The organism is Nonomuraea roseola, from assembly GCF_039535395.1.
GTDB lineage: Bacteria > Actinomycetota > Actinomycetes > Streptosporangiales > Streptosporangiaceae > Nonomuraea > Nonomuraea roseola.
This window is the reverse complement of the sequence record NZ_BAAAXC010000015.1, coordinates 3,294,574-3,320,619: the sequence shown is the minus strand read 5'-3', so window position 1 is coordinate 3,320,619 and position 26,046 is coordinate 3,294,574. Positions and strand designations below refer to the sequence as shown.

22 protein-coding genes and 3 tRNA genes are annotated in these 26,046 nt (G+C 66.0%); 7 read left to right on the top strand and 18 right to left on the bottom strand.

From position 1 onward, the window contains the following. Positions 1 to 27 precede the first annotated feature (27 nt). Positions 28 to 435 carry a MerR family transcriptional regulator gene (locus tag ABFX55_RS39200; RefSeq protein WP_346128269.1) on the bottom strand — a complete coding sequence of 136 codons (408 nt, stop codon included), beginning with the start codon at positions 433 to 435 and terminating at the stop codon, positions 28 to 30. 83 nt (positions 436 to 518) lie between these two features. Between ABFX55_RS39200 and ABFX55_RS39195 the strand changes: the two genes are divergently transcribed. From ABFX55_RS39195 to ABFX55_RS39185, 3 genes are all read left to right on the top strand, one after another. Further along, positions 519 to 1,439: an NAD(P)-dependent oxidoreductase gene (locus ABFX55_RS39195; RefSeq protein ID WP_346128268.1), complete on the top strand. Its 921-nt coding sequence runs from the start codon at positions 519 to 521 to the stop codon at positions 1,437 to 1,439. Continuing rightward, positions 1,436 to 1,867, top strand: a complete 432-nt coding sequence (locus ABFX55_RS39190; RefSeq protein WP_346128266.1) for a PPOX class F420-dependent oxidoreductase — start codon at positions 1,436 to 1,438, stop codon at positions 1,865 to 1,867. Before ABFX55_RS39195 ends, ABFX55_RS39190 begins: the two co-directional genes overlap by 4 nt. A 294-nt stretch (positions 1,868 to 2,161) precedes the next feature. Next, positions 2,162 to 2,944, top strand: a complete 783-nt coding sequence (locus ABFX55_RS39185) for a glycoside hydrolase family 16 protein (protein ID WP_346128264.1) — start codon at positions 2,162 to 2,164, stop codon at positions 2,942 to 2,944. Positions 2,945 to 3,102: 158 nt separating this feature from the next. Here ABFX55_RS39185 and ABFX55_RS39180 read toward each other — a convergent pair whose 3' ends face one another. The 10 genes from ABFX55_RS39180 to ABFX55_RS39135 form a co-directional block, all read right to left on the bottom strand. Then, the gene (locus ABFX55_RS39180) at positions 3,103 to 3,570 is read right to left on the bottom strand and encodes a hypothetical protein (protein ID WP_346128262.1); all 468 of its coding nucleotides are present in this window, start codon (positions 3,568 to 3,570) and stop codon (positions 3,103 to 3,105) included. 52 nt (positions 3,571 to 3,622) lie between these two features. Continuing rightward, the gene (locus tag ABFX55_RS39175; protein WP_346128261.1) at positions 3,623 to 4,864 is read right to left on the bottom strand and encodes a phage baseplate protein; all 1,242 of its coding nucleotides are present in this window, start codon (positions 4,862 to 4,864) and stop codon (positions 3,623 to 3,625) included. Positions 4,865 to 5,098: 234 nt separating this feature from the next. Further along, entirely contained in the window at positions 5,099 to 6,766 is a 1,668-nt protein-coding gene (locus ABFX55_RS39170) for a hypothetical protein (protein WP_346128259.1), read from the bottom strand. Positions 6,767 to 6,920: 154 nt separating this feature from the next. Further along, positions 6,921 to 7,463 carry an SMI1/KNR4 family protein gene (locus tag ABFX55_RS39165; RefSeq protein WP_346128258.1) on the bottom strand — a complete coding sequence of 181 codons (543 nt, stop codon included), beginning with the start codon at positions 7,461 to 7,463 and terminating at the stop codon, positions 6,921 to 6,923. Between the two features lie 313 nt (positions 7,464 to 7,776). Beyond that, positions 7,777 to 9,087, bottom strand: coding sequence for a serine/threonine-protein kinase (locus tag ABFX55_RS39160; protein ID WP_346128256.1), 1,311 nt, complete (start codon positions 9,085 to 9,087; stop codon positions 7,777 to 7,779). A 394-nt stretch (positions 9,088 to 9,481) separates the two neighbouring features. Beyond that, a complete protein-coding gene (locus ABFX55_RS39155) occupies positions 9,482 to 9,994 on the bottom strand; it encodes a hypothetical protein (RefSeq protein ID WP_346128255.1) in 513 nt (170 codons plus the stop codon). Positions 9,995 to 10,334: 340 nt separating this feature from the next. Beyond that, positions 10,335 to 11,168 (bottom strand): hypothetical protein, encoded by an 834-nt coding sequence (locus ABFX55_RS39150; RefSeq protein WP_346128254.1) that lies wholly within the window; start codon positions 11,166 to 11,168, stop codon positions 10,335 to 10,337. A 722-nt stretch (positions 11,169 to 11,890) separates the two neighbouring features. Beyond that, positions 11,891 to 13,075, bottom strand: a complete 1,185-nt coding sequence (locus ABFX55_RS39145; RefSeq protein WP_346128253.1) for a hypothetical protein — start codon at positions 13,073 to 13,075, stop codon at positions 11,891 to 11,893. A gap of 875 nt (positions 13,076 to 13,950) precedes the next feature. After that, the gene (locus ABFX55_RS39140; RefSeq protein ID WP_346128251.1) at positions 13,951 to 14,724 is read right to left on the bottom strand and encodes a MerR family transcriptional regulator; all 774 of its coding nucleotides are present in this window, start codon (positions 14,722 to 14,724) and stop codon (positions 13,951 to 13,953) included. Further along, positions 14,721 to 15,494 carry an alpha/beta fold hydrolase gene (locus ABFX55_RS39135; protein WP_346128249.1) on the bottom strand — a complete coding sequence of 258 codons (774 nt, stop codon included), beginning with the start codon at positions 15,492 to 15,494 and terminating at the stop codon, positions 14,721 to 14,723. The genes ABFX55_RS39140 and ABFX55_RS39135 overlap by 4 nt, the downstream gene beginning before the upstream one ends. Positions 15,495 to 15,839: 345 nt before the next feature. On the opposite strand from ABFX55_RS39135, the gene ABFX55_RS39130 reads away from it, so the two are divergent. Beyond that, a complete protein-coding gene (locus ABFX55_RS39130; protein ID WP_346128247.1) occupies positions 15,840 to 16,145 on the top strand; it encodes a tyrosine-type recombinase/integrase in 306 nt (101 codons plus the stop codon). 42 nt (positions 16,146 to 16,187) lie between these two features. Here ABFX55_RS39130 and ABFX55_RS39125 read toward each other — a convergent pair whose 3' ends face one another. The 6 genes from ABFX55_RS39125 to ABFX55_RS39100 all read right to left on the bottom strand — a co-directional run bounded on the left by ABFX55_RS39125 (position 16,188) and on the right by ABFX55_RS39100 (position 22,632). Next, complete coding sequence (locus ABFX55_RS39125) at positions 16,188 to 17,174, bottom strand: hypothetical protein (RefSeq protein ID WP_346128246.1); 987 nt, start codon at positions 17,172 to 17,174, stop codon at positions 16,188 to 16,190. Positions 17,175 to 17,948: 774 nt separating this feature from the next. After that, complete coding sequence (locus ABFX55_RS39120; protein ID WP_346128244.1) at positions 17,949 to 19,952, bottom strand: hypothetical protein; 2,004 nt, start codon at positions 19,950 to 19,952, stop codon at positions 17,949 to 17,951. A gap of 858 nt (positions 19,953 to 20,810) precedes the next feature. Then, positions 20,811 to 20,887, bottom strand: a tRNA-Phe gene (locus ABFX55_RS39115). Between the two features lie 5 nt (positions 20,888 to 20,892). Beyond that, positions 20,893 to 20,967, bottom strand: a tRNA-Asp gene (locus ABFX55_RS39110). Positions 20,968 to 21,058: 91 nt separating this feature from the next. Next, positions 21,059 to 21,131: transfer RNA gene (locus ABFX55_RS39105), tRNA-Glu, on the bottom strand. 82 nt (positions 21,132 to 21,213) lie between these two features. Then, positions 21,214 to 22,632, bottom strand: a complete 1,419-nt coding sequence (locus tag ABFX55_RS39100; protein ID WP_346128242.1) for a metallophosphoesterase family protein — start codon at positions 22,630 to 22,632, stop codon at positions 21,214 to 21,216. A 93-nt stretch (positions 22,633 to 22,725) separates the two neighbouring features. Between ABFX55_RS39100 and ABFX55_RS39095 the strand changes: the two genes are divergently transcribed. Beyond that, a complete protein-coding gene (locus ABFX55_RS39095; protein WP_183654207.1) occupies positions 22,726 to 23,076 on the top strand; it encodes a metallopeptidase family protein in 351 nt (116 codons plus the stop codon). Positions 23,077 to 23,192: 116 nt separating this feature from the next. Next, a complete protein-coding gene (locus tag ABFX55_RS39090) occupies positions 23,193 to 24,479 on the top strand; it encodes an MFS transporter (protein WP_346128240.1) in 1,287 nt (428 codons plus the stop codon). Here ABFX55_RS39090 and ABFX55_RS39085 read toward each other — a convergent pair whose 3' ends face one another. Then, complete coding sequence (locus ABFX55_RS39085; protein WP_346128239.1) at positions 24,480 to 24,821, bottom strand: PspC domain-containing protein; 342 nt, start codon at positions 24,819 to 24,821, stop codon at positions 24,480 to 24,482. It lies immediately after the preceding gene. 65 nt (positions 24,822 to 24,886) lie between these two features. Between ABFX55_RS39085 and ABFX55_RS39080 the strand changes: the two genes are divergently transcribed. Continuing rightward, entirely contained in the window at positions 24,887 to 26,041 is a 1,155-nt protein-coding gene (locus ABFX55_RS39080; protein ID WP_346128237.1) for an acyl-CoA dehydrogenase family protein, read from the top strand. The last annotated feature ends 5 nt before the right edge of the window (positions 26,042 to 26,046 follow it).

The window sequence follows — 26,046 nt, the reverse complement described above, 5'->3', positions numbered from 1 at the left end:
CAGCGTGAAGTTCCGCCAGGGGCGCGGTCACGCGGGTGTCGGCTCCAGCGTGGTGGCGTCGCACGCCGGATAGCGGTGCGACACACGCTGTTCGGTGGAGGCAATGTAGTCATGGAGGGCCTGGCGGGAGCGGGAGAGCGTGTCGATGTGCTCGTCCAGCCCATGCAGGCGCGCTCGCAGGAGGTCCAGCAACTCGGGGCAGGACTCGAAGTCTGGAGCCGCGCCGATGGCGCAGGGCAGCATGTACGCGATCTCCTGGGTCGACAGTCCCGCTTCGAGCAGGTTCCTGATCTGAGCCACGGTGAGGAGGGCGTCGTCGGTGTACTCGCGGTAGCCGTTGGCTCCGCGGTTGGGCTCGAGCAGGCCCTGGGCCTCGTAGTAACGCAGCTGATGTGCATGGACTCCGGTCCGCCGGCTCAGCTCCCCGATCAGCATGCCCACTCCTCCTTGACCTTCATATCGGTGTGAAGGTTGATGATTCTGCCATGACCTCCAACAACACCTCGAGTGAGCAGAAAATGCCGAATCACGACGCCGGCCACACTCCCGTGACGGTCATCGGCCTCGGGCTGATGGGCCAGGCGCTGGCTGGAGCGTTCCTGCGCGGCGGGCACCCCACGACCGTGTGGAACCGCACGGCCGCGAAGGCCGAAGACCTTGTCGCCCAGGGCGCGAAGCTCGCCGACTCGGCCGGCGACGCCGTCGCGGCCAGTCCGCTCGTGATCCTCTGCGTCTCGGACTACGACGCCGTGCACGACCTCCTCGACCCCTTGGGCGAGCTCCTCGACGGCCGGGTGGTGGTGAACCTGACCTCGGGCACGTCGCGGGCGGCCCGTGAGAGCGCCGAGTGGGCGGCGCGGCAGGGCGCCACCTATCTCGACGGCGCGATCATGGCCATCCCTCCGGCCATCGGCACGGCGGACGCCCTCATTCTCTACAGCGGGCCGCAGCCGGCCTTCGACCTGCACGCTCCGGTCCTGAGGAGCCTCGGCGAGGGGGCGACGTATCTTGGCGAGGACCACGGCCTGTCGTCGCTGTACGACGTGGCCATACTGAGCCTGATGTGGAACATTCTGAACGGCTTCCTGCAGGGTGCCGCCCTGCTCGGCGCCGCAGGTGTGGACGCCACCACGTTCGCCCCGCTGGCGAAGGCGGGGATCACGACCGTGGCCGAGTGGGTGTCCGGCTACGCGCAGCAGATCGACGACGGCGCGTACCCGGCCCTGGATGCCACCATCGACACCCACCTGGCCTCGATGGAGCACCTCATCCACGAGAGCGAGTTCTTCGGGGTCACCGCCGAGCTGCCGAGGTTCGTCAAGGCCCTGACCGACCGGGCCGTGGCCGAGGGGCACGGCGGCAAGAGCTACGCGGCGATGATCGAGCAGTTCCGCAAGCCTTCAGATGAGCGCTCAAGACCAGCCGGCATCCTGCCGTGACCGCCGCCTCGTTCGACCCGCGCACGCTGCTGGCGGAGAGCTGGCTCGGCGTCCTCGCGACGATCAAGAGGGACGGCCGTCCCCAGCTCTCCCCCGTCATGCCCTTCTACGACCAGGAGGCCGGCGTCATCCACGTCTCGATGAACGAGGGAGCGGCCAAGACGGCGAACCTGCGCAGGGACTCACGAGCCGCGCTGGAGGTCACCAGCTCCGACGGCCTGGCGTGGGCCACCGCCGAGGGCACGGCGACACTCACCGGGCCGGGCACCGACCCCCACGGCCCCGAGGTCGAGGCGCTGGTGGACTACTACCGCATCGCCTCCGGTGAGCACCCGGACTGGGACGAGTACCGGTCGGTGATGGTGTCCGACCGTCGGGTGCTCATGACGATGACGGTCGACCACGTGTACGGCGCCGAGATCGGCTGACAGCTGTGCGGCGCCGACGGGCAGGGCGGCGAGACGGGCGCCCTGCCCAGGTGTTCGCATGACCGGCTCCTTTCCTGTCATCGTCAGGGCGAAACATGCCCCGATCGGCCAGGCATTGATGCCAATCGGACACTAAAGAGCCATACCTACAGGCTAAAGAGGTTTGCTGGCACTTGTCCGCATGGCAAACAGAGCGCACGGAGACTGCCGACACAGGTTTCCCTCTTGGGCGATGAATCAATGAATTGCCTGAGAAAGGCGGGAACCATGTGGTTGCTACGAATCTTGGCAGTGATGTCGGTCCTGACCATAACTACTGCTGAGCACAGGGTCCCGGTATTGCTTTCGGCGCCGGGAGACGTCGAACCTGTCGGGCCCGGCGGGCAATGGACGCTCAAGTTCCAGGACGAATTCCATGGATCCGCCGTTGACGGGGCGAAGTGGCAGCATCGCTCCACGGCCGAGTCGGACTGGTCGGACAATCCGTACGGCACCGGCAACCCGGACAGCAAGCAGATGGAGTTCGACCAGCCGGGCAACTGCTCCGTGGCCGGCGGGGCGCTGACCATCACGGCCAGGCCCGACGACATCCGGTCCGAGTCAGGGCACCACTACGAGTGGTCCAGTTGCCTGATCACCTCCACCGGCCACCAGGGCTACACCTTCAGATACGGGTACATCGAGATCAGGGCGACGCTTCCCTCCTCGAGGGGATTCTGGCCGTCGTTCTGGACCTGGCACGCGGCCGGTCACCGGCAGCGGGCCGAGACGGACGTCTTCGAGTACTTCTCCGACAACCACCAGCGCCTGTATCTCTCCTCGCACTGGGGCGGCCATCAGGGATGCATCCACACGCCCCGATTCGATCCGAGCGCCGGCATGCACGTCTACGGTGCGGACATCCACGAGTCGGGGACGGACTTCTACATCGACGGGGCGCAGGTGTGTCACGCGGAGGGCAGACCGCCGAGCCCGGTCAACCTGGTGGTGAGCAACTTCGTGTACGACGAGGTGCCTCCCGCGCCGAGGTCGGTGGGGAACATGGTGGTGGACTACGTCCGCGCGTGGCAGAGGTAGAAGTCGCACCAGCCGCCGCCCCTTCCCGGCGGCCGTCGGAGGGGTCACAGGACAGGCGCACTGAGGCGGTTGCTGTAGCGGACGAGCAAAAGCTGTACGGTCCGTTCTTTCCCCGCGGCGCCGGTTCCCCATGGCGCGGCTCCTGCGGGCGGCGGTCGTCAGGAAAGGACGGAGGAGAAGCCGTCCAGCCGGACCCAGGTGATCTTGTCGGTGGGCGTGGCTCCCAGGACGACGACACGTCCCTGGGCGTCCGCCTCCACGCGGCAGACATTCAAGCCGTTGTGGTTGTTGCGCGGGCAGACCCCACGCGTCGGCTCCCGTACGACCAACCCGGCGGGAAGCGAGCCCAGCGGGGCGTCGCCGGCGAAGTCGCACCTGATAGCGCCCCGCAGTTGCAGGAAGTCCGTTCCGGCGATCTTGACGACGCGCGCCTGCGACACGTCGCCGTCGAAGGCCATGACGCCGGGCCGCAGGGCGAGTGGCTGCCAGCCATGGACGACGCCGGTTCCGTCAGGGCCGGCGGCCGCGACAGCCGGCGCGGTGAGAAGGGAAGCGCCGACGACCGAGGCCGGCAGAGCGATGGCCGCAGTGAGCACGGCGCGGCGGCTGGGCTGGTGGAGGGGCATGGCTGATCCTTCGAGATCGCTTCAGGACGGGGGTGGTGGCAGGGTGGCGGCGTCAGAGCCACGGCACCGAGAAGCTGTCAAAGTCGATCCAGGAGATGCGGCTGCGGGCAGTAGCACCGAACGCCCACAGCTCGCCTGCCGCGTTCACCTCCACCCTGCACACGCCGCGCCCGTGGTCCATGTTGCAGGGGACGTTCGCCCGGACCGCGCGGCTGGGCACCAGCGAGGGTGGCAACTGAGCGACCTTGCCGTCACTGGACAGGTCGCGAGAGAGGGTGCCGCGAAGCTGTAACAGGGTCGTCCCGGCTACGTTCACCAGGCGTCCGCGCAGGCGCTGTCTTTCGGACGCCATGGGGGTGCCAGGGGCGGGGACGAGGCCGATCCAGTCGGACAGGACCTTGACGCCCTGCACCGCCTTGTCGGTCGAGAAGAAGCAGATCGTGGCCTTGCGCGGCATGGTGTCACCGCCGCTGAAACCGAAGAGCAACCGTGCCTCATCACCCATGGGCTCGATGGCCAGGCCCTCCGGCTCCCGGCGTGCCAGACCCGGCACCGCCGTGATGTGCTCCGAGCCGGCGACCACCTTGCCGTCCGTCCACGAGATGGCCGTCATGTGGGTGTTGCCCCCGGAAGGAGCCGGCGGCTCGGGGTCGCCTGTGTACAGGTAGAGGATGTCGCCAAGTGAGGCGAACCCCTGGAAGGTGTCCCATGTCCGCGGGGCCGCCGTCTTCGAGGGGTGCGGGATCGTTCTCGCTGCCCTCCCTGTGACCTTCCCCGTCTCGCTGTCGATGGGGTATCGGCTGTAGAAGTATCCCTTGGCAGTCCGGTACCTGATGGTGACCCAGCCGTGGATCGGGTCGACGGACGGTGCGCAGTTGTAGGCGCCCGGCTCCGGCTGGAACGGCCTGGACAGCGCAGTGGAGGTCATGGTGAGCGTCTCACCTGCGAGGAAGGGGAACCGGGTGACGTGGGTGCCGAACCCTCCCTGGACGGGGCCGGCTTCCGTCCACAGGTACGTCTTGCCGTTGATGTGCTGCGCGCCGATCTGATATCCGTGGCCGAAGCCGTCCAGGTGCATGTGCTCGCTGAACAACCCGGTCCTCTGACTGACGCGGTTCACGCACAGGTTCCCGGCAGCCGGCGCCGTCGTCGCGTCCCGCAGTTGCACGATGTACACATCACGCGTGACCGGGTCCACGGCCATCGACTGCATCGCCTGAGGATGGTGCAGCAGGGTTCCGCTCAGCACACGCCCCCAGGGGCCTGACAGGTCGATCAGGTCTGAACTCGTCATGGATTCCCTTTCTGGTTGATCTCGACATTCGAGTGAAGTAACCAGTTGTGGTCTGCATCGGCATCGCTCTCAGCGTCGATGCTGTCGGACCTGCTCACGCCTGCCCGTAGCCGGCCGTCCGCTGTGTCTGTTGCCGTAGGGGACACAGGACGCGCCCCGGAGCGATCAACGTTTCAGGGCTTCCTTGTTGCTGACGCCGAAAGATGTAGCGGCCGGCGTGACTGCCGGCCATCGCTACGCCGCTCTCCTGGCCGGATAGATGAGAATGAGATCCACGCCTGGACGCGTATACAGGCGCAGCCGGTAGCTGCCGGGACCGCTGCGCGCGAGATTGGGGAAGCGCACCTTGCTCGCCGACAGCGTCTGCATCACCAGGTGACCCGATTCGCTGACGATGTCCGCCTCGACCACCTGGTCCCAGCCTTTGCGTCGCAGGGGTGGCGGGGCCGAGCGCAGCGCCTTCGCCGTGACGCAGGTCGCCCAGTCCTGGCTGGGCGTGAAGATCATGGCCAGCTGACCGCTGGCTGCCAGGATGCCGGCCGATTCCGCATTCCAGATCGCCTCGGAATCTTCCTCGGTGTCGGCTTCCGCGTCGTAGATACCGTAGGGCTGGCTGTCCCAGTCGTAGTAGGACGCGGTCGCCTGGAACCGGGTGCGTAGCGCGGGCCACGGGTCGCGGCAACTGGCGTCCTCCTCGCGCGCCTCGCGCTCCCGCTGTTCGCGCGCGATGTTCTCCTTCTCTGCCTGCTGCCGGCCGATCTGAGCGGACGACAGCAACAGATTCGGATATTTCCGTCCGATCACCTCCGGGCAGAGCAGCGCGAGCAGCGCAGGCCGAGCCTTGACCGGCTCCCCGGCTGCGAACCTGGCGCATGCAGCCCAGCCCTTGCCGAGCAGTTCCCGGTCCGAGACCCGCAGATCAGACGGCTTGCTCACACTGCACATGTAGGCCCGGTTGCGCTCGTGGGCCGGGATGTCCGCGACACGTGGCGGTTGCGACGACGCCCAACATTCCATGAGGTCATCGCTCTGCCAGGTGTAGGTGAGATGTGGACGGCACTCGGGTCCGACGACCATCAGCAGGAGGACCGCGGCCACAGCCACGACCGCTGTCGGCACTCGCAGAGGCGCCTTCTGTCTCGGCTCACGGTTCAGCTCATGCGCCGTGCGCGCCAGCCAGACGATGTAGAGCACATCCATCGCCTCGGCGATCGACTCGATCGTGCTGCCGCGCGTCAGGCCGTCGACGAGTTCCACCAAGAACGCGCTCGCGAACGTGCCCAGACCGATGAGGAGCGTCACTCGGCTCCAGCGTCCGTCGCGCCGCTGAGCGAGCAGGAGCATCACCATCATGACGAACGCGGCCACTGCCGCGGCCATAGCGGTCGCTCGGTAGGCCGGACTCACGAAGAGCTGGGGCCTCAGATCGTCCACCAGGCCGCTCGCGAGCGATCTGGCCGGTTCCACCAGCCCGAGCAGGAGCAGAGCCAGTCGGAAGGGCCAACCTGACCCGGTGAGCACCACCGTGAGCAGCACGAGCGCAGGTACCCAGAGCGCCAACCCGATGACCATCTCGACCAGGCCTGGGAAGAACGAGGGGATCAGCAGCCACATCACGTTGGCGTACAGCAGCAGCCGTAGCCACGTGGCCGCCCGACGCGTCGGCACGGCCACAGGCTCGGGTCCCCGCAGAACCTGCCACAGCATCCACGAGTTCACCAGTGCAAGCAGCAGCAACCCGCCCAGCACCGGCACCAGAGGAGACTTCCCGATGATCTCGTCGGGCGGGTACCACATGGTGGCCAGCCATGCGGGTGTCGCGGCGCCGATCACAAGGCTGAGGATGATCGAACCGAGGGTGATGGCTAAGTAGGAAAAAGCCGCTAAACGGTATATGCGCACAGTGAGGCTTGATCGTAGTACGACCGAGTAATGCTCTCGTGGAGGTCCGGTGGAGGTTCCCCGGAGCCCGGCGCGGCGGGTCAGTTCTTACGCGGGGCGGGAACCCGACATCGAGGTCACGATGACGATCTACGCTCATGCCTCGCTAATTCACTCAACGGCACATCGCTTCGATGTACTCCGAGAAGCCCGGGAACTCCTCTCGCGCTCCCGCCACGATCTCCGTCGCGGAACGGCGTCTTCCCGGCGCGTACCGCTCCGCGATCGCCTGGAATGCCTCGTTCGGCTGCGTCGCACGATCCGGGTCGGCGAATGCCTCTGCCGGGCCGAATCCGTCCGCGAACAACTGGAGCAGATCACCGAGATCGCGAGCTATCACGCCGCATTCACCCTCGGAACCGAGGTAGACGACAGGCTGCTCGGTGACTGACATACCTGGCCGAGCCAGCCAGAAGCCGACATAGTCGCCTGCCCCGGTAGTGCCGAAGAAGCGGAATTCGCTGCCATCGACCTCTTCGTTACCGGTCCACAGGCGAAACCACCACGCGGTCCTCTCCGGCGCCTCGAACCGTTCGTACAGCTCGAAATCACAGCCGTGGGCTTCGTCGGCTTCTTCGTCCCACTCCCACTCGAAGCCAACCTTGGCAACCTCGGCCAAGACGGCGGGAAGGGCCAGATATTCAGATGTCTCCGTCATCCTGAGAGACTAGACCACTCAGATCAGGCGCCCGATCCAGCGCGTTGCCGCCATGGAGGATCACCGCGGTCACGAAGGATCGCAATGAATCTCTGGCCATCAAGAGCCTTATGGCCTCCTGCGCCGTATCACATCCCCATCCGGCGGGCCCGTCAGGCGATGTTCGCCCGTCTTCCACCGGAGTCAAGGCCTTCGCCTGCTCGCAACTGCGTGCCGGTGATCAAATCGACTACGTCACGGCCTCACCATCTGCCCTGGGCGCGGGAAACGGACGCGCTGTTCACCGATGACCGGCACCTACCGCCAGACGGCGTCAGCACGTCGAGGGAATGCAGGTGAAGGGATTCTCGGGCGGGGTCCAATACGGAGGGGGTGAGGCAAACGTGGGGGGTGGGGCAGTGGTGGTGGTCTGGGGGGCTGGTTCCGGGGTGGTTCCCGAGGTCGGGTCGGGGGTCGAGCCCTTTCGGGAATCGTCGCCTGTCGGCGTGTTCACGAGGCTCTCGGTGTGGGTCTGCTTGGCGGTCGGCGCCGCCGTCCTGCGGCTGGGCGTCTGCTTGGATATCGCCTGTTTGGGTACCGTCTGCCTGGACGCCGGGGGTGTCGTCAGCAGTTCCGCTTTTTTGGTCTGTGACGGCACGGCGGTGGGGGACGTGGTGGGTTGCACCGTCGGCTGAAACGTCGAGGTCTCCTTGGCGGGTGACCCCACAGGGTGCCCGCTCGCGTTCATCAGCAGACCGCCCGCGACGACCAGCGCCGCCACCGCGCCGCCGGCGACCGTCAGGATCACCGTACGGCGGCGGCCTCGCCCCGCGGGACGCACGTGGTGCGAGGTCAACCTGGCGGCCAGGGCATCGGCGCTCGGCCGCTTGGCCGGATCCTTGGACAGGCTGGCGGTGACGAGTTCGAGCAGCGTTCCGTCCAGCCCGGAGATCTCCGGCTTCTTGTGGAGGATGCGGTGGATCACCGCAGGGGTGGAGTCCGCGCCGAACGGGGGCTGGCCCGAGGCGGCGAACACCATGGTCACGCCCCAGGCGAAGATGTCGGCCGCCTCCGTCGCCGTCGCCCCGGCGATGTGCTCCGGCGCGAGGTACGACGGCGTCCCCATCAGCGATCCGGTCGAGGCGGTGCCCGGCGCGTCCAGAGCGCGGGCGATGCCGAAGTCGATCACGACGGGACCCTCAGGCCCCATCAGGATGTTGGCGGGCTTCAAGTCCCGGTGCAGGACCCCGGCACGGTGGATGGCGGCCAGCGCGGTGGCGGTGCTGATCGCCAGCCGCTCGAGCGCGGCGCCGCGCCGCGGCCCCTCCATGGTGACGAGGGCGTGCAGCGAGGGTCCTGGCACGTACTCGCTGACGATGTACGGCCGTTGGCCGGCGAGGTCGGCGTTCAGCACGGGGGCGGTGGAGAACCTGGCCACGCGCCGGGCGATCTCCACCTCGCGAAGGAACCTGCTCCTCGCGTCAGAGTCGGTCAGCAGGCCAGGATGTAGAAGCTTGACGGCGACTTGCTCGCCGGACTCCGTCCGCCCCAGGTAGACGACGCCCTGACCGCCCTGCCCCAGGCGACCCACGATGTCATACGGACCCAGCCGCCGCGGATCGTCCTCCACTAATGGCTGGTTCACGCTGGCCCCCAAAACGAATCAAACAGACAGAAAAAACGTATCAGCGTGACGATCAGGCTGTCTGTACAAGCGATCAAGAAAGGGCAAATCCCACATAAGCCGCATGCGCCCGCCCGGACCACCCAAGACGTTGCCGCGCCCCTCGCACGACGCCGCCGATGACCGCGGTCACAACCATGTGGACGGCTCCGGCCTCCGGCAGCGCACCTTCCCGGCAGGCGAACGGTGACCGTACGTCGCCGCGGTGGCCCAACTGGATGAGAGCACTGGAGTCGGGACCATCGCTCAAGAGACCATCGCCGAGATCGGCCGCCAGTTCGAACACCTCACCGGCAAGAAAGCCACCCTGCAACCAGCCGCCTGGCCTTGCCCGCCCCGCAAAGACATTCGGGCATCAGCACAGGCCGCCCCCGTCGGAGGCAGAGCTGACCTGCACGTAGTAGTCATTGACGTGCTTTTCTACCGGCCTATGCGGGAACCCCACTGAGAGGTACACCTTCCGGCCATCGATGGTCTTGACGAGGCAGCCCTCCCCCATGTCCTTTGGCGCGGGCTTCCAGCCGTCCTTGGTCACAGCCTTGCGGTAGAAGGACAGCACATCGGCGCGCGAGCCCGAAAGACGGTAGGACTGCCCGGCATACGCAAGCTGATCGTCATCATTGCATCCCCCATCGCGCTCCTCGTACGGCTTCGCATCGACTGGGTGCACATCGAGGATGGCGAGCGTCGCGAGGGAGGAAGCGAAGCGCTTGTCGTCGTCGGTGCACTTGTAGGGAAAGAACGACTTGGGGAGCACCAGCGAGACAAGGCGGTCTCCCACGAAAGAGCCGACACCCGCAACATTTACGGCGACAGCACCGCCCGCGACGCAGCCGGCAGCGAGCACCGCGACGATCGCACGCTTCATGACCCGAACCTTAGCGCCGGGCATGCCTCCGACAGTTTCTCTTCATCACGAGATCGTCCACAAGGCCGCTTGTGCCGTCCGGCGCTGGTCGGACCTCACGCGGCCGGCTCGTCGTCCACCCGCGTCCACGGTTGTTCGGAACCGTTGCAAGCAACCGCGCAAGCAAGATCGACAAGCTCCACCCCCGCACCCGCCTTCGGAGAGCGATGATCCTTCAGCTTGAGCTATGGCCTTCAACTGCCTCAACGCCTTGATCGGCTCTCTTGCCCTGCTTCATCACGTTGCGCAAGGCCCCGCGCCCGGCCACGTCGACACCATTTCGGGGCGGACGCGCCGGGCGTCACCCGTTCCCAGCACGGCATGCGTTTCGCGCACGATGACATAGGACGGGGAGTCGGCTTATTGCGTCCAACACAACGCGATCACCCAGCGGCTCGTCGAGCCTGACGACATCATGGCCGGTCCTGCCGGTGCCTGCGCACAACACGGTCCCCTGGTAGGGCAGGCTGAGCCCCAGGACCACCACATCCGGCTCCTCCCCGACTCGTATCCTGAAGTCGAGCGGGTCACCGTGACAGGAGCCGTACTCGTAGCTCACCAGCAGCCTGTTGCCGTCCAGCACCTCGAAGTCCGTGATTTCTTCGCCGCTTGGCAGATGGTCGCCGACGGCGTCTTGGACGGTACCAACCGCCTCCTGATCGACCGCGACACGGTCAATCGGGCCAGGAAGGTTCGAGAAGTACAGACGCCATGCGGGCACGGTCGCCATGCCGCGTACAGTCTTCAGCCGCATCGTCGTGAAGGTGGCGCCTGTCAGCTTGTAGGCCTTGCCGTCGGGGAAGGTGAATTCCTCAGGCCAGGGGGACAGCGCCATCAGCGCCTCTCGCGCCCCGATCACGGGGACCCGCATCGTGGACCCGTCGTCCCAGCGGACCTGCGCCGCGGAGGGCGGAGCAGGGAGCGATCCGGCCACAACCCAGCCGTACTCCTCATCGTGCCCGATCTGCTTGCTCACCTTTCGCGGCATTTTGCTCAGGTCCTCAAGCGGGACGAAACCCGTGCGCCAGATTGCCGCGGCAGCGCTGCTCCGCCAGGTCGAGACGGCTTGTGCGGCGATTTCTTCGAACGCGCGCGGTCCAGTCAGACCAGAGCTGCCGCCGAGGAGCAGCACCACAGCCAGAAGTGTCGCGGCTAATCGCACCATGTGACGATCTTGACAGAGGTCCGCAGCCGACCCCGACGGCTTCGACGACATCGAGACGCCGGAGGCTCCCTGAACCTGAGCCCCAACAACGATCAAAATGGGGTGCGCCGTTGGCTGGACATGTCCTCCTCCCCCGGAACCCTGGCCGAGATGATTCACACCCCCAACCTTCTGATCTGCAGCCAGTTCGAGTGTGGGGGGACGTTGCTGTCAGCACTGCTGTCACGTTAGCCACGGCCCCTCCGGTGCCGAGGCCCTCCGTCGTTGCGGCCTCGGCACCGATCGCCACACCCCCTCACCACGAGCACCGAAGTGTGCGATCGTTACGCCCTTAACAAGGGTCCGCGACGCACCCGCTGAGGGTGCATCCGGTCGAGGGCATGAACGTGCCGTCAGGTTGCCGTCGGCATTCAGCGAGGAACTACCTGAGCGCGCACGCCGGGGAGATCGTGGAATGCGGCAGACGCATCCATCGTGATCACTGTTCTCACGGTGGCAGCGGCAGTCGCCGCGATCAGCAGATCGTACGCGCCTCGCGACTTGCCCTCTCGTCGGACATGCGCCATGAGACGGGCGTGGACTCTGGCGACGTCCGTCGTGTATTCCTCGACAGGGATCAACGCGAGGACTTGGTCCACAAAGGCCTGCCGATCGGGCCGTCGTGCCGCATCGGCCACCTCCACACGCACGCTTTAGTCGAAGTCAGGGAAGAGGGGTTCATAGGTGGTGCGGGTGGGCCGCTGCTCCCACGTGAGGATGAGGTCGGCGAGGAGGAGGAGTTGCTGGGCGGCGGGCAGCTGGGCCAGGAGTTCCTCGACGCATTGGCGGGTGGGGCCGTTGATGCGGTTCAGTGGCGAACCGTAGTCGATCTGGTCTTCGGGGTGGAACGGGTAGCGCCGCTGCCGCTGCTCGCGTTCGGCTTGGGCGAGGGTAAACAGGTCGACGGCGAGTCGGTGGTGGGGTGTGAGGTAGGCGTCGGCGCAGTTGATTAGGGACGACACGAGCATGAAGGCTCGGGTCGGGTCGTCGGCGCGGCTCCATCCTTGAACAAGTGCGGGGTGGCGGGCCACCCAGGCGATGAGTGCTTCCTTGTCGGTGAGAGAAGGGGCGCGGCGGAACGCCGCCTGGACTGCGTCGGAGGTAGGGCGGGCCAGCAACTGCAGGGCCTGGTTGTCCTCCCTTCGGAGGCTGTTCCTGCTGACGTCGGCGTGGGGGTTGCGTCGGCCGTAGTGGGACAGGTCGACGGGGTGGCCGAGCAGGGATTCGAGGGAGAGCATCACGTGGGCGACCTGGGCCGATCCGATGCCGAGCATGAGGTCGGGGAGGTTGGAGCCGAGTTTGGTGAGCTGGTGGGCCAGGTCGCCGGTGTCGACGAGGGTGTCGCGGTTCTTCTCGGCGGCCGCGCGCTTGGCTAGCCGCCTGAGGTCGGGGGTGTCCAATTCCGGCGTCTGCCCGTTGGACAGGAGGAGGTGTTCGTAGGCGCGTTCCCAGTGGGTGCGGCACATTTCGATCTGGTTGAGGGCGATGTAGCAGGATCCGGCGCGCAGGTGCACCATGCCGGTTTCCCTGACGGTGAGGGTGTGCATGGGGTCGCCCAAGGCGGCGACGTAGTTGGAGCGGGCCTGGTCGATCATGGCGTGGACCTGGACGAGGGGGGCACGATGTTGGAGGAGTAGGGCTGATTCCTTGAGGTATGCGTCCCCGTCGTGGATGTGCCGGTAGATGAGTTCGCGGCGGATCTCGGTGGTGACGTCGTCGCTGACGAGGACGGAGACGGCTTCGATGAACTTGGCCGGGCTTCCGCTCGTCAGGATGTCGAAGGACCCTTCGACCACCAATGCCGCGATCTTGAGGCGCTTCTCTTTGTTGAGTGGCACGCTGGCATCTTTCCGTAGGGTGTCACCCGCTCGCCAGGCTGGGCACGGAATGTGCTGTCTGGGGCCGGGTTCACTCAGGACCGGAGATCCCTGCCAGAGGCGTTTTCTCTTCGCTTGGGGCAGCTCGCTGCTGCCTAGCTAGGTTGCGAGCGTGGGCGGTGCAGGCCGCGACCGGCCGAAGAGCCGCAGCGCGGCCAGCGACCGCCCGACGCGCGGCAGGCCGCCGTAGGCGGGCTGCCCTTGAGAACCGTGGAGAAAGTTCCGCCACAGGCCAAGGAAGTAACCACACGAGTATCAGCCTGCCGTGGGCGCCGAGCAGCGGCTGCGGCGCGCCGTTGCTGTCATAGACACAAAAACGCCCCGGAGCGATCATCGCTACGGGGCTTCCTTGTTGCTGAAGATGGTGGTCAGGGGCAGGGTCGAACTGCCGACCTTCCGCTCTTCAGGCGGACCAATCACCCTGTTCGGGTGTTGGGAACCGCGGTTAGAGGGGTGTGGACGGTAGCCCGAGTGTGCTCGTGGGTGGGGACGTTGCTGTCAGCGCTGCTGTCACCTCAGCCATGGTCAGCCGGTGCCGGGGCCCGACGAAGGAGGGCTTCGGCGTCGATCGCCCCAGCCATGGACGGCGAGAACCGAAGTGAGCGATCGTCATGGCCTGGACCGATCACTTTGGCGTGAAATCTTGGCAGCAAGATCGGTGCAGTCCGCTCCTGCTGGTCAACGGTCATTCCGGGTGTTAACGACGGCTGAATCTTGGGTCTGGCACTCATTCCGATCTCTGCGCCAGAGCCCTTCAGTTCCGGATCGGTGGCCAATTGGGATTACGGACCGTGAGCTGCGATTCGGATCCGACTGCGGTGACTCCGGGGCTGCGATTATTGGTGTGGGATGTCTACGCCGGCGGAGCGCAGTTTCGTCTCAACTAGCGTGGTCAGCCGGGCCATGGCCGGTTCCTGGTCTTCGCCGTGGTGGTTGAGCAGGCCGTATCGGGTGGCGTCAGTGCGGGCCTGGAGGCCGTTCGGGATCGCGAGCAGCGCGGGGTTGGCGAGGAAGCGGTCGGCCACGGCGGTAGCGAGTTCCTCTATGCGGGGGTCGTCGGGTTCCCAGTCCTTGGCGGCCCAGCATTGCTTGATCAAGGCGACGAACCGGGTGTCGTCGAGGGCGTGCTCGGGCTCGGTGAGAGAGTCGTCGAAGCCGTCGGGGACCAGGGCTCTGGCCAGCACCATGCCCTCGCGGTAGGCCGCCACCTCGTCCGGGGTGAAGCCGAGGTCGGCGGCCCGGTCCAACAGCGCGCAGGCCCGGTCGGGCAACAGGGCCCGGTCACCGTTGGCCAGCCGGTCCAGCAAGTCGCGGCGCGCGATCAGCTCCTCGATCCGCTCGGTCAGCCGCCGTTTGACCTCGGCCAGGTCGGCGGCGAAGCGCTGCGGATCGGCGCCGAGCAGGGCGCCGATCTCGGATAGCGGTACGCCGGACTCGGCCAGCGTCCGGACCTGGACCAGCCGCAGCAGGTCGGACGACCCGTAGCGGCGATAGCCAGAACCGTCGCGGCGCGGCTCGTCGACCAGGCCCAGCCGGTGGTAGTGGCGTATGGTCTTGATCGTGACGCTGGCGAAGGCCGCCGCCTGGGCGATCGTGACGCCGCTGGTCATGGTCGTCGGCGACTTTCGCGGGTGAGGGCGGCGACCTCGCGTGTGGCCTCGGCGATGGCGCGGAAATCCTTGCGCACGATCGTGCCGTGGTTGCTGGCGACCTTCGCGCTTATCGTGAGGTTCGGGTTGCGGGCGAGCACCGGGTCGAGGGTAGTGCGCATCTGCTCTTGCCAATTGTCCTTGCTTCCCAGAGCCTCCCCCGAGGCGACCACGTATCGGACCGGGACGGTCAGGCTGTCGAGGACCGGTTCGAGGGCGGCGTGGAGTATGTGGGCCTCGATGTTGATCTCGGCATGCTGTTCGGCACTCATCCGCGCGGCGTTGCCGACGAGGCGCACTATCGGCAACAACCATCGGCCCTTATGGAACATCCGCCGGATGTATTCGTGTCTGGCATCGTCGGTCCAGCCGTACGGATAAGGGCCGTCGACCCCGACCACGCCGGCGACGCGGTCCGGATTACGAGCGGCCCAATGCACCCCGAGCAACGCGCCGTAGGACCAGCCCACCAAAATCGGCCGCTCCATCCCCCTGGCTTTCAGGACGGCGTCGAGATCCCGGACGCAGGCCTCGAAGGAGTAGTCCGCCGACGTCTTCGATTTGCCGCGAGCCCGCTCGTCGTAGGTGATGTGTCGCCACCCCGACCCCAGGTCGTTGATGACGGGCCGCCAGTGCCGCTGGCTGGCGTAGGAACCGTTCAGGTAAACCACGGGGGTGCCTGTCCCGCCGGTGTCGGTCACGGCCAGCGCGGTGTCTTCCACCGGCAACATGCCCCTCCAGGCCGAGTAAGTCGCGTTTGAGTTCGTCATGCCACCAGCGTCGACTCTGACCTAAGGTCAAAGTCAAGCCGCGGTTTCGTGGACTCCGGCACAGCAGGTGCGCAATGACGAGGCCAGCCTCGCCGACCACGCCAAACTCGACCTGCCACGCAAGCGTGTGCTACTCGCCCCATGTAGGTCGCTACATAGCGTGACGAATGGCCGGGGAACTTTGCCGTCCGTCATGGCCTTAACAAGTCCTCGACGTCGTCGCGATCGGAGTGGCATTGAAGCTGACCAGTCACCGCAGGGTGGAAGCTCATCATCGACCGGGGCCCGCTGAGCCGTCTTGCGCGCGTGGGCGGTGCTGGCTGCGACCGGCCGAAGAGCCGCAGCGCGGCCAGCAGACCGCCCGACGCGCGGCGGACCGCGCAGCGGGCCGCCTTTGAAACCGTGGAGAAAGTTCTCATCCGACAGACTTTTGACTTCCACGATCTCCGCCACACCTGCGTGACACTCCTGCTCAACCTCGGTGTCCCACCGCAGGTCGTACGCGACATCGTTGGCCACAGCGACATCGAGGTGACCAGGACCATCTACGCCCACGTCTCCCTCGACGACAAGCGCACTGCCCTGCGCGAACTGGGCGACGCCCTCGGATAGCCGACCCGCTTCCCGGCAGACTCAGCACACTCGGTGACGCCGTTACCGAGCGTGCTTCCATTTGGTCCGATCTCGGAGAACCCGAACGTGGTCGAATCCCTGATCTTCTAGCTGCCGCATCACCCACTGAGCAGCGCGATCGTCGGGATCAAGTTCCCGCAAGTGGAATCGGAGGCTCTCGATGGCCTTCCGCTCACGGATCTTGGGCCTCTTGGGGTGGAAATCCTGCGGAAGGTTGTGACACACATTCGCGATCATGCGCATGTGCTCCAGATGCCTCAGTGCCGTGTCCGTTTTCCCAGCAGCCAACGCGTCCTTCACCAAGTGGCTGCAGGCTCGGATCTCGACGAACCCCCTGGCCATCAAGAGCCTTATGGCCTCCTGCGCCGAACCGCGTTCCAACCCGGCGGGCCGGTCAGGAGCCGTCCGCCTGTCTTCCAGAAACGTGAAGCAGGAGCCGTGGCCTTCACGTTCTTCAACGCAGTGCGGGTGCTCGCAACTGTGGTCGTGCCGATGATCACGGGACCACACATGGAAGTCCCGCCTTATGCGCCTCGCACGCCGCGCTGTCTGATACTCCGCCCGCAGTGACAGCGTCTTGGGAAGCTGCTGGAAACGCGGCATCGGTAGAGACCTGTGAAGCCCGCTCATGATGAGCGCACCGTCGTTCATTCTGAGCACCATGGCCGCAGAGAAACAGCCTTCGACAGGCGTATCCCACGACTTATGTGGCCGAGGAATCACATAGTGGGTTCCTGCCGGAGCAAGATGAGCAGCCAGAAGCTCGATGGCCCGCGGCTTGGCAGACCATGAGGTCTCACGTAGCAACTCGATCATCGTGGCCGTGTCCACGGCACGAACTGTCCGAAGCGCCCTGGGCAGCACAGTGCCGTGATCAAGATCTTTTGCCGCAGGCCAAGGAAGTAACCACACGAGGATCAGCCTGCCATGGGCGCCGAGCAGCAGAGGCAGCACGCCGTTGCTGTCAGTGCTGCTGTCACAGACACAAAAACGCCCTGGAGCGATCATCGCTTCGGGGCTTCTTTGCAGCTCAGAGATGGTGGTCAGGGGCAGGGTCGAACTGCCGACCTTCCGCGTTTCAGGTGTAGCAATCAGGCTGTGCGCGGGCTCTGACCAGAAGGTAGGTGATCGCTCGCAGTGCCCTCAGTGTAGGACCGGTGGCCGACGTTGCCGTCAGCGTTGCCGTCACGAGTCCCAGGAAGACGGCAATGGGAAGTGCCTACGCCAGGCACATGACGACGCCCCACCAGAACGCGTCCTCCGATGCGATCGTGCCCGGGCCCCCGAGCCGGAAGGCAGGCCGACTGTCCTGATACAGAGCGCTACCTTTGAGGTCAGCGGTGGTGCATGTTGGCCACGGCGCTTGTGGTGCTCCACGTTGTTGTCAGCACTGCCGTCAACCCTAGCTGCCCGATGGCAAGGTCCGACTGCAACCAACTGCCTGACCAGACCCCACTGAACAAGCCTCACCCGAGATCGTGGTCGAAGTTCGCTGCCGCCTGCCCAGCTGAGGACGCGGTTCCGGTTAGCCGGACCAGTTGGCCGGACATAGACGCCCTCTCCGAGTGGTGCGCGTTGGCCGCCGTACACAGTGGTGCTCCAAGCTGTGGTCAGCTCGAGCTGCGTACTGGCAAGTGCCGATTGGGCAGCCGATCGCCTAACCTCGTCAGGTCGAGGACCGAAGTCAGACATCAGCTGTTTTCTCGTAGCAGAACATGCCGACTGGTAAGCGGTGCGGCTCCGCAGCCGCACCGCTCACCCTCGAATCGGTCGTGGCGTCGGCTACCCGGCTCCACCTCGAATCGTGATCTGGCGGCTCGCCTCGGCCGGGAGGAACGCCCAGTCCCCGGTCCACCTGACGGTGTAGGTGTGTTCGCCGCCCTCGGACGGGGTGTCAGCGAAGGTAAACGACCCGTCACTGGCGAAAGCTACCGACGGCAGTGTGGTTGTGACGGTTCCATTGCGGTTGGTAACGGTCCGAAGCACCTTGATCAGGAGACCTGATGTAGGAAGCTGACCACCGCCATCCAGCGTTCCGCCGAACTGGAGTTGCTTGCCTGCGATCCCTGTCGTCGGTCCGGACAGCGTCAGCGACAAATCCCGCTTGGCCACCAGAACCGTCCTCGAAGTCATACTCCCCCAGAACATCGCATTGCCCTCCCAATGCACGTCATACCTGACGTCCCCGCTGACCGGCGGCATGTCGATGATGGTGAACGTACCGTCCGTCTTGGTTGTCACACTGGGGAGAATCTGGCTGGTGCCATCGGGCAGGTAGCGGATCGCCACCAGGGACTGAGCGCCCGGAGCCGAGCCATCCGTCAGAGCGACCCGACCGGTCATGGTCAGCGACTCGAGCGCTGGCACCTTAAATGGAGCCGTCAAGGTAAGCGAGGACTCACGCTTGACCACCCTGACCGTCGCCGAGGCCGAACTCCAGCGGAACTCCGAACTACCATCCCAGATCACGTCATACCTGATCGTGCCTTGGACCGGTGGGGTGTCAGTGACGGTGAACGTACCGTCCGCCTCAGTTGTCACACCGGCGAGCGTTGCGGTGGTGCCATCGGGCAATCGGCGGGTCACCACGATGGGTTGCGCACCCGCATTGGAGCCGCTCAGCGTCAGGCTACCCCTCAGGGTAAGCGGTTCGAGCACTTGCGCTGTGGACGGAGCCGTCAAAGTGAGCGTGGACGCCGGAAGGGTCGTACCTTCCATCCGCCATAGATGAAGCCGATCGGTGTATTGCTGCCTGATCACGCCGAAAATGTCGTTGCCGGAGAAGACAAGGCTTCCCCCGACCAACTCACCGATCGAGTTGTCGTTGGTGTACGTCCTCTCCGTCGTCGCCACGTCGTACAGAGCGATGCGCTTGGCTTCGGACGTGGGATAGGACCAGCCGCCCACGACACGTGCACTGTCTGGGCTCACCGCGACGGCCGTCGCACCTGCCTGCCACGTCGGTTCTCCACCATACGTGCGTACCCGCGTCAGACTGGTGGTGTCCCAGCCCTCGAACCGGTGGGGAGAACCGAACGCCGAAACAACCATCGAGCCGTCCGGCGTGATGGAGAGGTCCTGCAAGTTACTGAGGTCGTAGGTGGAACCGTCGATGACGCCACGCAAGGTGGCGGTGGCGCTGGACACGTCGTAGACCAGCAGGTCTGCGGCGCTGATCCCCTTCTCACCGACGACCAGCGTATTCCCCGCGGTGACGACCAGGGGAGCCCTGTGCAGCGCGATCGGGATCGGGGATGGCTCAGGAACCGTCGCCGACACATCTAGACTGACGACGCCGGCGTCCCCGTCGTCGTCGCAACCATGGCTGACCCACAGCCGATCGCCGACCAGCGCCAGGCTCTCCGGACACGGGTACGCGGTCAGGTCGATCCGCCGGATGATCTGGAGAGACTGGGTATCGATTTCGGCGACCTGGTGTGAACCGTTGAGCGCCGCATACAGCAAGGCGCCATCGGCCGTCACAGCGACGCCTGCCGGCCGAGGCAACCCAGTCATCGCGTCCTTGAGCTTGCCTTGAGTGTCAGTAACGACGATCCGATCGTTCGCGGACACGTACACCTTGCCGCCGCTGACGGCGATGTCCGCGCCACCCCAGGTAACACCGAGATCGGTCATGGTGTCGACGGCCAAGGCGGCGGGGGCTTGGGCCACAACAAGGCTGACAGCAACGATCAACGCGCCGCCGAGGGCGAGTAGGCGGCGTAATCGGGAGACTGGTGGTCTGATCAATGGCATACGGATGTCTGGGCGTTGTGGTGTCAGCACGGGCTCTCCCCTAATCGTCCACTAGTACGAAAACAGCAAGATCGACTCATGCAGCGGTATCCCACGTCAAGCTCGACGGAGAGTAATCGCGGAGTGAATCGATATCTGTCGGCGTAGGGCAGGAGCACGGGGAATGACCTCGCCTTTTGGATAGCACGAGCGGACTTGGGGCGATGTTACGCAACGTAGTAATGCCTAACAGGGTGGATATCGATAAGCCTCGTTCTGCGAAATTCCCAGGAAATTCGCAGCCTTCTCGGCGAACTTGCGGGCTCCCATCCGACACATGAGACTCCCTCTCGGTTCCGCAACCAGTGCAGAGGCTCCTCTGTGGGGTGATTACAGACGGTATGGCCAGCGCATCGCGCGGGCGCGTCACCGCAAGAGCTGGGACAGGCCGCTCTCGCCGAGAAGATCGGCAGTTCCGTCCTGGTTGTCGAAGGTTGAGAACGGGGTGGATGCCTCTGGACCGGATGAGCGTCGTGGGACAGCGCGCCGAGGTCCTCGGGAGGTGTCCGAGCGGCCGCCAGCCGTACCGGCACGAGACCAGATCTCAGCCCCGGGCACGCCGCGATCCCGGGCCCTGAGGCTCGACGCCGACCACGACCGGGCCGAGGCGCTGATGCTGGGCAAAAAGCGGCTCGAGCAGAGCGGTGCCGAAGCGCTCGACACCCCACTCCTCAACCTGGTGGTGGCTGTCCCCGACCAACCCGCCTCAGCGTCGCGATCCTCAGCATCAACGCTGTCGGGTGGGATACACCCGCTCGTAGACGACCGTCCGCCGTGTCTGTTGCCGTCAGAGGACACAAAAACGCCCCGGAGCGATCATCGCTTCGGGGCTTCTTTGCTGCTCAGAGATGGTGGTCAGGGGCAGGGTCGAACTGCCGACCTTCCGCTTTTCAGGCGGACGCTCGTACCAACTGAGCTACCTGACCCAGAGCGGTCCTGACGGGACTTGAACCCGCGACCTCCACCTTGACAGGGTGGCGAGCACTCCAAACTGCTCTACAGGACCTTGCTTTCGTTCCGGCCTTTCGGCCGGAGCGCCTCGCTTAGCTTACCAGTGTTTCGGAGGTCTTCGTCCTGCCGATCTTCCGGTGAAGCCGTGCCCCCAACGGGATTCGAACCCGTGCCGCCGCCTTGAAAGGGCGGTGTCCTAGGCCGCTAGACGATGGGGGCTCAGGACTTGCGTCCTGTTCCTGACGTCTTCCGTTGGAGACCTCTGAAGCATAGGGGACGATTGGCCCCAGTGCCAAAGTGGCTATCCATCGGAAGTTCCGCTGACGGTTCCCGTTGGCGACGGGGCTGTCGTTGGCTCTGGGGAAATCATACGTCGAGGGTCCGGCTCGACGTGACGTTGGATGTGAACAGACTGCTCCCCCAGCCCCCCGAGTGTGATGTCGTCCCAGGCCTGGAGCCTGTGGCTGGCTCTGTCGAAGTAGAGAACCGAGGCCTGGACGGGGGTCGGCTCGGCGTGTTCCAGCGCGCGGAGCCCTGCGCCGCCCGTGGAGCCCTGGACGAGCACGCGGGTTCCCGTGCGCAGGACCGTGGTCGATCGGCGATGCGAGTGGCCCGCCAGGACCATGGGAGCGGCGCCGGAGAAGCCCTTTGCCGCGTCTGGGTCGTGGATGGCCACGAGGTCGATGGGCGAGGGACGCGGCAGCCGTACGGCGTGTCGGCGGCCGAAGTCGCGCATGTGGGCAGGGTCGTTGTTGACCGGCACCGACTTGTCGGGCGTGAAGCGTGGGTCGCCCAGGCCGTAGATGCGCAGTCCCGCGACGGTCGCGGACGCGTTGTCGAGCACCACGGCGTTCTTCTGCTTGGCGATGGCCCGCTCGGTGGTCTGCGAGTCGTGGTTGCCCCTGACGAAGACGTACGGCACGCCGAGCTTGCCGATCTCCTCCATGAAGGCGTTCTCCGCCTTGGTGCCGTGGTCGGAGATGTCGCCCGTGTCGACGATGAGGTCGACCTTGAACTGCTCCTTGAGCGAGCGGATGACGTTCCACGCGATGGGGTTGATGTGGATGTCGGAGACGTGCAGCACCTTGATCGAGGCCGGGTCGGCGTCGTAGGTGGGCAGGGCGTTGACCGCGTCGTAGAGCTTGGAGACGTTCGTGACGAGCTTGGTGAGCTGCTGGCGGTACGACTCGAACTTGGTCACGATCGACTGCGCGCTGCCGACCAGGGACGGCGCGACGGCGATCACCCCCGAGTAGCGCGGTTCGACAAGGGAGCTGGGGCGGAAGGTGACGGCCGCGGCCACACCGGTCCCCGCGAGGGCGACGGCGGCGGCCAGCAGGCCGTACAGCGCGATCCTGGGGCTTCGGAAGACGACGAAGCCGGCCAGGAGCGCGCCCGCCGCGGCGCACAGCAGGGAGCGGACCACCAGGGCCTCGACGCCTGAGCGCAGGTCGCTCTCGATGATCTCGGGCAGCCTGTTGGCGATGCGCGGATCGTCGATGAGCGCCTTGGCCTTCTCCTGGTCGATGTTCTCGAGCGTGATGCGCAGCTGGAGCGGGGCGTCGTGGCTGCGGAATCGCAGGGTGCCCAGCGGGTGGGCGTCGACGACGGTCTCGCCGGTCCACGCGGGCCTCAGCGACATCCCCGTCTCGACGGGCCCCACCTGCGCGCGGACCGTCCCGCTGAGGATGATGCCGAGCCAGGCGCCGACTGCGGACACGAGGAGCACCGCAGCGATGCGCGCGGCGCGAGACCGTATGACTGTCCTTATGAAGTTCATACGCTTTCTTGCTTACCCGACGGACGGGGCAGAATGGCAACCGTGATCGAGGTGTCCCGGCAGAAGTTCGAGGAACTCGTGGCCGAAGCATTGGACACGATCCCTCCGGAGCTGACGCGCGTCATGAGCAACGTCGTGGTGGTGGTCGTCGACGATCCGCCGGAGCCGGATCTGCTCGGGCTGTACACCGGTGTTCCCCTCACCGAGCGCGGCGACTGGTACTCAGCGGTTCTGCCCGACCGGATCGAGATCTACCGCAATCCGATATGCCAGATGTGCGATACGGAAGCTCGCGTGGTGGAGGAAGTGCGGATCACGGTCATCCACGAGATAGCCCACCATTTCGGCATAGACGACGACCGACTCCACCAACTCGGCTGGTAAACCCCGCTCCCGATTACACTTTGCAAAGGCCTGACTGCTTTAGGTTGCGCTCAAGGTTCCCGGCAGGCACCTTAGGTGACATAGCGAGCACTCTGAGTCAGGTTCAGCGGGGACCTATGGGGGCCAGGCTTCCGGGGCGGCACAGACGTGCCTCCGAACGACAAGCCACGTACGGCGAGGTCGTCGCCATACGAGAGTTCCGCGCGCTCTGGTACGGCCAGGGGCTCTCCCTGCTCGGCGACCAGCTGGCGCAGGTGGCGCTGGCCGTCCTCGTGTTCAACAGAACGGGGTCGCCGCTGGCCACGGCCGCGGTCTACGCGCTGACCTACCTGCCGTCCATCGTCGGAGGCCCGCTGCTCTCGGGCCTGGCCGACCGCTTCGCGCGCCGCCGCGTCATGATCGTGTGCGATCTGCTCCGCGCGCTGCTGGTGGCCGTCATGGCCGTGCCTGGCATGCCGTTCGCCGCCCTGTGCGTGCTGGTGTTCTTCGTGGTCCTGCTCAGCGCGCCGTTCTCGGCGGCGCGGGCGGCGCTGCTGCCCGAGATCCTGCTGGGCGACCGCTACGTGGCAGGCTCTGCGCTGCAGAACATGACCAACCAGGCCATCCAGATGCTCGGCTTCGCCGCGGGCGGCGCGATGATCGCCTTCATGGGGCCCTACCGCGCGCTGGCGCTGGACGCGGCCACCTTCCTCGCCTCGGCGCTGATCATCGTCTCAGGTGTACGGCGAAGGCCCGCCGCCGGCCGTACCGACGGATCGAAGCCGTCGATGTGGACGATGACACGAGCCGGCGCCTCGCTCGTCTTCGGCGACAGGAAGCTGCGCACCCTGGTGCTCTTCGCCTGGCTGTGCGGGTTCTACGTGCTGCCTGAGGGCATCGCGGTGCCCTATGCGGCACAGCTGGCGTCCGGGACGACGCTGCCCGTGCCGGTGATCACCGGTCTGTTGATGGCGGCGATGCCGACGGGGACGGTGATCGGCGCGCTGCTGTTCAGCAGGTTCGTCTCGCCGTCGGGGCGGCTGCGTGCGATGGGGTGGCTGTCGATGCTGACCTGCGCACCGCTGATCGTCTGCGCGATGCGGCCACCGTTGATCGTGGTGCTCGCCCTGTGGGTCCTGTCGGGGATCGGCGGCGCCTACCAGCTGGCGGCCAATGCCGCCTTCGTACAGTGCGTTCCCGCTGAACGGCGGGGCCAGGCGTTCGGCCTGGTGCAGTCCGGGCTCATGGCGGCCCAGGGCATCGGCATCCTGATCGGCGGCTTTGCCGCCGAGAGACTCGGTCCCGAGCCCGTCGTCGCGCTCGCGGGCATCAGCGGGGTCACGGTCGCGGCCGTGCTGGCCATGATGTGGACCGAGTCTCGCGGCGACATCGTCGCCAGGGTGCGCGCCCAGGCTGCCGCCTGATCACGCCTGCGGCTTCTGGTCACCGGGAACCGTGGGCTCCTGGCGCTCCCAGCCGGCGGTGGGGCTGTAGTCAGGCGTCTCCTGCTGCCAGGTGTTGGTCTTGGCCTGCCTGTTGTTGATCAGATCCTGGACGATCGAGGTGTTCTTGCCCTCGTCGGGCATGAGCAGCCAGCCGATCGCGTAGACGCCGACACCGACCCCGCCGAACAGCGTGGCGATGGCCAGGCCGATTCTGACCAGGTTGGCGTCGATGCCGATGTAGTCGCCGATGCCCGAGCAGACGCCCGCGACGATCCTGCCGTTGCGGGTCCTGCGCAGCTGCTTGATGTTCGATTCGCTCATGCCTCAAGACTGCCCCTCAGCCAGGCGTTTCCACATCGGGATTCCCCCTGGTAGAACCCTGGGGTATGGATGACATCCTGCGCGTCGACGACCGTCTCACCGGCGACCAGCGGTTGATCAGGGACACCGTCAGGTCCTTCGTCTCCGACCGCGTCCTGCCGTACGTGGGCGACTGGTTCGAAGAGGCCGTCTTCCCCGCGCGCGAGCTGGCGCCCGCGCTGGGCGAGCTGGGGTTGCTGGGGATGCATCTCGAGGGGTACGGCTGCGCCGGAACCGACGCCACCTCGTACGGCGTGGCCTGCAGGGAGCTGGAGGCGGGCGACTCTGGGCTGCGCTCGTTCGTCTCGGTTCAGGGTTCCCTGGCCATGTTCCCGATCTGGAAGTACGGGTCACCCTCGCAGAAGGAGGAGTGGCTCCCCCGCATGGCCTCAGGGTCGGCCATCGGCTGTTTCGGCCTGACCGAGCCCGACCACGGCTCCGACCCCTCCTCCATGCGCACCTACGCCAAGCGCGACGGATCCGACTGGATACTCAACGGCTCCAAGATGTGGATCACCAACGGCTCCGTCGCCGACGTGGCCGTCGTCTGGGCGCAGACCGACGAGGGCGTGCGCGGCTTCGTCGTCCCGACCGACACGCCCGGGTTCTCCGCTCCCCCGATTCACAAGAAGATGTCGCTCAGGGCCTCGGTGACCTCCTCCCTGTACTTCGACGACGTCCGCCTGCCCGGCTCCGCCGTCCTGCCTGAGGTGGTCGGCCTGCGCGGGCCGCTCTCCTGCCTGTCGGAGGCGCGCTTCGGCATCCTGTGGGGCGTGGTCGGCGCCGCGAGAGCCTGCCTCGAGTCGGCGATCTCCTACTCCCAGACGCGCGTGCAGTTCGGCAAGCCGATCGGCGGCTTCCAGCTGACGCAGGAGAAGCTTGCGTGGATGTACGTGGGGCTGGCACAGTCTTCGCTGACCGCTTTCCACCTGGGGTCGCTGAAGGACGCAGGGGAGCTCTCCCCACGTCAGGTCAGCTTTGGGAAGCTCTCCAACGTGCGGGCGGCGCTGGACATCGCCAGGCAGGCCAGGTCGATCCTCGGCGGGAACGGGATCACCCTGGAGTACCCGGTGATCCGGCACATGACGAACCTGGAGAGCGTGCTGACGTACGAGGGGACGGAGGAGATCCATACGCTGGTGCTGGGAGAGGCCCTGACGGGACTGTCGGCGTACCGGTGAGGCTA

What these genes read in the sequence shown, in the direction of transcription:
- ABFX55_RS39140 (WP_346128251.1), bottom strand. Translation starts at nt 14,724, where the DNA reads ATGACCAGCGGCGTCACGATCGCCCAGGCGGCGGCCTTCGCCAGCGTC.
- ABFX55_RS39200 (WP_346128269.1), bottom strand. Translation starts at nt 435, where the DNA reads ATGCTGATCGGGGAGCTGAGCCGGCGGACCGGAGTCCATGCACATCAG.
- ABFX55_RS39135 (WP_346128249.1), bottom strand. Translation starts at nt 15,494, where the DNA reads ATGTTGCCGGTGGAAGACACCGCGCTGGCCGTGACCGACACCGGCGGG.
- ABFX55_RS39185 (WP_346128264.1), top strand. Translation starts at nt 2,162, where the DNA reads ATGTCGGTCCTGACCATAACTACTGCTGAGCACAGGGTCCCGGTATTG.
- ABFX55_RS39095 (WP_183654207.1), top strand. Translation starts at nt 22,726, where the DNA reads ATGGCAACCGTGATCGAGGTGTCCCGGCAGAAGTTCGAGGAACTCGTG.
- ABFX55_RS39085 (WP_346128239.1), bottom strand. Translation starts at nt 24,821, where the DNA reads ATGAGCGAATCGAACATCAAGCAGCTGCGCAGGACCCGCAACGGCAGG.
- ABFX55_RS39090 (WP_346128240.1), top strand. Translation starts at nt 23,193, where the DNA reads ATGGGGGCCAGGCTTCCGGGGCGGCACAGACGTGCCTCCGAACGACAA.
- ABFX55_RS39175 (WP_346128261.1), bottom strand. Translation starts at nt 4,864, where the DNA reads ATGACGAGTTCAGACCTGATCGACCTGTCAGGCCCCTGGGGGCGTGTG.
- ABFX55_RS39165 (WP_346128258.1), bottom strand. Translation starts at nt 7,463, where the DNA reads ATGACGGAGACATCTGAATATCTGGCCCTTCCCGCCGTCTTGGCCGAG.
- ABFX55_RS39180 (WP_346128262.1), bottom strand. Translation starts at nt 3,570, where the DNA reads ATGCCCCTCCACCAGCCCAGCCGCCGCGCCGTGCTCACTGCGGCCATC.
- ABFX55_RS39125 (WP_346128246.1), bottom strand. Translation starts at nt 17,174, where the DNA reads ATGATCGCTCCAGGGCGTTTTTGTGTCTGTGACAGCAGCACTGACAGC.
- ABFX55_RS39155 (WP_346128255.1), bottom strand. Translation starts at nt 9,994, where the DNA reads ATGAAGCGTGCGATCGTCGCGGTGCTCGCTGCCGGCTGCGTCGCGGGC.
- ABFX55_RS39080 (WP_346128237.1), top strand. Translation starts at nt 24,887, where the DNA reads ATGGATGACATCCTGCGCGTCGACGACCGTCTCACCGGCGACCAGCGG.
- ABFX55_RS39195 (WP_346128268.1), top strand. Translation starts at nt 519, where the DNA reads ATGCCGAATCACGACGCCGGCCACACTCCCGTGACGGTCATCGGCCTC.